Here is a 3,358-nt window from a genome sequence, read left to right as displayed (position 1 = left end):
GTTGCCAATACCACCGTCAGTCAGCGCGCGATGAAAATCAAGCGCCATCCCGTCCGTCACTTGCAGTGGCTTTGGCTCCTGGCTCGCCAATCCCTTCCACCCCTCCCACATCGCCGCAGCCATCATGAACCAGACGTTGCCGCAACCGTCTTTTTTGTGGTCGAAAAACCAATTTACGAAGTCCATCGACATGCCATTGTCTTGGGCGAACTGTTCACGTTCTGTCATGCTACCGCTTCCTCTTTTGGGCTGGCAGAAGCCAGGTGTTGTTGCAGTGCAGCCCGAACAATATCAAACATGCTGTTCAGACGGATAAAGGCTGGGTTCGGTACGGACGGCCACGGTAGGTACCACGGTTCGGTGCTGAAGTATGGCACCTCACTGATCACTGAAGCATAGCCGCAGACCGTGCTTTTGATATCGTCAGATCCGTCGATTTCTTCCCAGCATACACGGGCTTGGTCTTTGGATAATTCCCCTTCCCGGCGCAGGCGCAACACTTCGCTGAACATGAATTTCATGTTCGCTTCATTGTCACTGTCGATTTCACTGCTCACGTTACCGGCCATGCAATTGATCAGGTAATCGTTGCCGCAGTCACAGAAAAACTGCTCAACGGAGCGATCGCTCATTGCGAACCATGCAGTAGTCCATGCCTTACCTTCACAGGTTACTGTTATACGGCCACGACCCGGCCCGTAGTTTTCGGTCACAACCCGGATCGGGTCGAAGTCGCGTAGCTCACTGATTTCGAGGCTAAGCACCTTGGTTTCAGTTACTTTCATCGTCAATACTTCCCATTTAGTTAATGGTAGCCAGGATGTGACACCGGTCGATTGGGTTAATCAATAGCTGGTGGCAACACGAAGGCCAACAGTCCCCACATCTTTACTTCTTCATCCGTAGCGGGAGTACAACCACCAGCAAACCATTCCTTCACCCAAATACCTGATCTTTCCTCAATAAAGAAATCCAAACCAAAACGGATTGAAATTTCTGTTGGTTTGATTGTTATCTCTTTCATGGACCCCATCTCGTTGGAATATTGGAAACTATCCGAAGGACGATCGTATTCGCTGAGTTTAACACTCAGTTATTCGGGCAGGAATCTTTGGGTTTACTTCAAGCCTGAAGTTCATCCGTTAATGTTGGCGCGGCACCCATCGCCGCAGCATACTGGCGGGTAGCGATATCAATATCGTCTTCCGTCTTCTTCGCTGACTTCGGCCCGTTGTCAGGGTGGCGCAGGTATTCGCGATAAGTGGCAGGCGACTGAACAGCAAGCATTGCTCGCAATTGTTCGTCAGTTGGCTTTTTCGGTACCAGCATGAACCCTACAGGGATTGTCAGTGCTGGTGGAGCAGCAAACACAGCCACCGGGTTTTGGATGCGATCGGCGCGGTCAGCAGGATAGATGAAGCCTTTGCCGTTCTCGGCATAGCCCAACGGCGGGGCTTCTTTCAGTTCGGCCAGTTCTTCCAGCGCATCAGCGTTATCCCGCAACCGCTTGGTATTTTCGGAATACCCCATGTCTTCCCAGCGCAACGCCTCCAGGCGAAATGCCGCAGCGCGCGTTCTTAACTGCTCTACTGTCATTGCCATTACGATTTCCTGTTCAGTGACGTCAATTAGACGGCGTTTGGTTTTTCATACAGCTCACGGAATTGGTATGAACCATCGGTGTGCATGGTCTGCATACGTTTGTAAAGCGATTCATTACGGATGGATTGCCAAGCACTCCACACACTGCGATCGGAAGAGCCATACCGGTATTGGTACTCAGCGACGGGCATCGGTGCAGTAGCTCGGTACAGCTGAGCCTCTACTGCGGCTTTTTCACGGCGCGCTGTGTCCAGATCTGCCTGAAGCTGTAGAACCCACCGCGCGAGCTCACCTTTTTCATCCCGAAGGAGGCTCAGTTCCTGAAGCAGGTATTTGTCAATTTTGCCCATGATCACATCCCCGGAATACAGCTGATACTGTAGTTTTTGATGGTGTAGTCATACTCATCGCTTTTTTTCAGCGCTGATGCGTGTCGGTCAATTTCAACAGCCAGATGAGCCTCCTTTAAATCTGCCGTGACGATTTTTTTTGCCGTCATACAAGCGTCTGGGCTCGGCAAGTCGATAGTCTTGATGACAGGTACCTGGCTGTAACCCTGACCGAGCAAGATGATCATTAAAATGGTTTTCACTCAGCTTACCTCGCTAGTGATGAAGTTTTTTTCAGTAAAGAAGGCCAACCCTTCGGTATACATCTGCTTCAGCTCGACCGAATCCGGCTCTGCGGCGCACTCAGGCGACCACTTCGCCATGTCGGCCAGACCGACCACCAGCTTTTTAACGATCACTCGCTGGATGTATTCACGGCGCTCTTCCAGCAGCCAGGCTGAGGCCTCAGTCATGTAGAAATGCAGAGTCTTGGCAAATCCCACCCGCTCAGTGGATTCAGCTCGACTCGCCAGATAATCGCAGCGCGCGATCGCAATGCTCAAACCGTCTTCAGTCAGGGCATATGCGCTATCCCCCACCGAATGAGTCACGCCGGACTGCATCACGTTGTAAGCGTCTTTATCGCGTAACACCCAGAATTTTCCGTTCTCGTGAACGATGTCTTTTTCCCGCATCGGGTATTACTCCTGTTTTACAGCCGGATCGAAGTCGGTCGCCCGGAACGAACGGCAGGTATGGAAGATTGCCCAGCAATTGGGGCAGTTAACTTTTGCGCCACGGGGTGCGGGTTTCGTTTCCATTGCGGTGTCACTCAGACCGCCATCAAGGCCGCACAACGTGGTATACCCACCAGCGTCCATCTCACCCGTAGGCAGGTGAACATGCGATTCCCCACCGTCTTCCAGCAAAGTCACCACTACCAGGCGGCTCATTGGGCTTTCTCCACGATTTTAAAGTCGATCACCCACACCATCGGGTTAGCTTTCCAGCTATCAACGCCGTGGGTCACTGACCACTTGCGCCCGAAAACATCAGCCAGACAGTCCCCGCTGCGTGTATCTCGGATAGAACAGCCTTCCCTCAAGGCGTCTGCATCGCTGATATCACGGAGGCGCTCAATACGCACCCCGGTAATTTCCAGAGTGATACGCGACTCAAACTGCGTCATTTGTTGTTCCGGGAACCAGCGCTTAACTTTATTGGCCGCGCCATCTTCCAGATCAGCCCGATAAACCAGGCGCACGCCACAATCACCGTAGGTCTCGCGAACCCAAAGCTGATCGCCTACATGCCCGAAACGGCAGAAAAACGTCGGCCCGAATTTGGGTGGCATAATCTTGTTTACCAGCGCGCATTGACGTTTGGTCAACGACTCAGGGAACGTATCAAGGCAGATTTCCTTGATC

The 3,358-nt window shown here is 52.2% G+C and carries 8 protein-coding genes and 1 pseudogene; all 9 read right to left on the bottom strand.

Annotation, left to right across the window (positions count from 1 at the left end; genetic code table 11):
- The coding region (locus tag ACVRRC_RS21525) for a hypothetical protein (protein WP_472997525.1) at positions 1–228 on the bottom strand (228 nt) is incomplete at its 3' end.
- Positions 225–785 (bottom strand): phiTE_072 family protein, encoded by a 561-nt coding sequence (locus ACVRRC_RS21520; RefSeq protein WP_472533528.1) that lies wholly within the window; start codon positions 783–785, stop codon positions 225–227. The genes ACVRRC_RS21520 and ACVRRC_RS21525, both read right to left, overlap by 4 nt.
- A gap of 56 nt (positions 786–841) precedes the next feature.
- The gene (locus tag ACVRRC_RS21515) at positions 842–1,024 is read right to left on the bottom strand and encodes a hypothetical protein (RefSeq protein WP_094962630.1); all 183 of its coding nucleotides are present in this window, start codon (positions 1,022–1,024) and stop codon (positions 842–844) included.
- 98 nt (positions 1,025–1,122) lie between these two features.
- The gene (locus ACVRRC_RS21510) at positions 1,123–1,602 is read right to left on the bottom strand and encodes a hypothetical protein (protein ID WP_094962629.1); all 480 of its coding nucleotides are present in this window, start codon (positions 1,600–1,602) and stop codon (positions 1,123–1,125) included.
- A 26-nt stretch (positions 1,603–1,628) separates the two neighbouring features.
- Positions 1,629–1,952 (bottom strand): hypothetical protein, encoded by a 324-nt coding sequence (locus ACVRRC_RS21505; RefSeq protein ID WP_094962628.1) that lies wholly within the window; start codon positions 1,950–1,952, stop codon positions 1,629–1,631.
- Between the two features lie 2 nt (positions 1,953–1,954).
- A complete protein-coding gene (locus ACVRRC_RS21500) occupies positions 1,955–2,194 on the bottom strand; it encodes a hypothetical protein (protein WP_094962627.1) in 240 nt (79 codons plus the stop codon).
- The gene (locus tag ACVRRC_RS21495) at positions 2,195–2,626 is read right to left on the bottom strand and encodes a hypothetical protein (protein WP_472533527.1); all 432 of its coding nucleotides are present in this window, start codon (positions 2,624–2,626) and stop codon (positions 2,195–2,197) included.
- Positions 2,627–2,632: 6 nt separating this feature from the next.
- Complete coding sequence (locus ACVRRC_RS21490; RefSeq protein WP_472533526.1) at positions 2,633–2,884, bottom strand: hypothetical protein; 252 nt, start codon at positions 2,882–2,884, stop codon at positions 2,633–2,635.
- Positions 2,881–3,358, bottom strand: a pseudogene (locus ACVRRC_RS21485) (hypothetical protein); the annotation flags it as partial. The pseudogene ACVRRC_RS21485 and the gene ACVRRC_RS21490, both read right to left, overlap by 4 nt.

This window comes from Stutzerimonas sp. LR2 (genome assembly GCF_055755175.1).
The sequence above is the reverse complement of the archived record's forward strand: the minus strand, read 5'-3'. Positions and strand labels throughout refer to the sequence as shown.

Excerpts from the sequence above, each read along its gene's own strand:
- ACVRRC_RS21520 (WP_472533528.1), bottom strand. The coding sequence starts at position 785 with ATGAAAGTAACTGAAACCAAGGTGCTTAGCCTCGAAATCAGTGAGCTA.
- ACVRRC_RS21515 (WP_094962630.1), bottom strand. The coding sequence starts at position 1,024 with ATGAAAGAGATAACAATCAAACCAACAGAAATTTCAATCCGTTTTGGT.
- ACVRRC_RS21510 (WP_094962629.1), bottom strand. The coding sequence starts at position 1,602 with ATGGCAATGACAGTAGAGCAGTTAAGAACGCGCGCTGCGGCATTTCGC.
- ACVRRC_RS21505 (WP_094962628.1), bottom strand. The coding sequence starts at position 1,952 with ATGGGCAAAATTGACAAATACCTGCTTCAGGAACTGAGCCTCCTTCGG.
- ACVRRC_RS21495 (WP_472533527.1), bottom strand. The coding sequence starts at position 2,626 with ATGCGGGAAAAAGACATCGTTCACGAGAACGGAAAATTCTGGGTGTTA.
- ACVRRC_RS21490 (WP_472533526.1), bottom strand. The coding sequence starts at position 2,884 with ATGAGCCGCCTGGTAGTGGTGACTTTGCTGGAAGACGGTGGGGAATCG.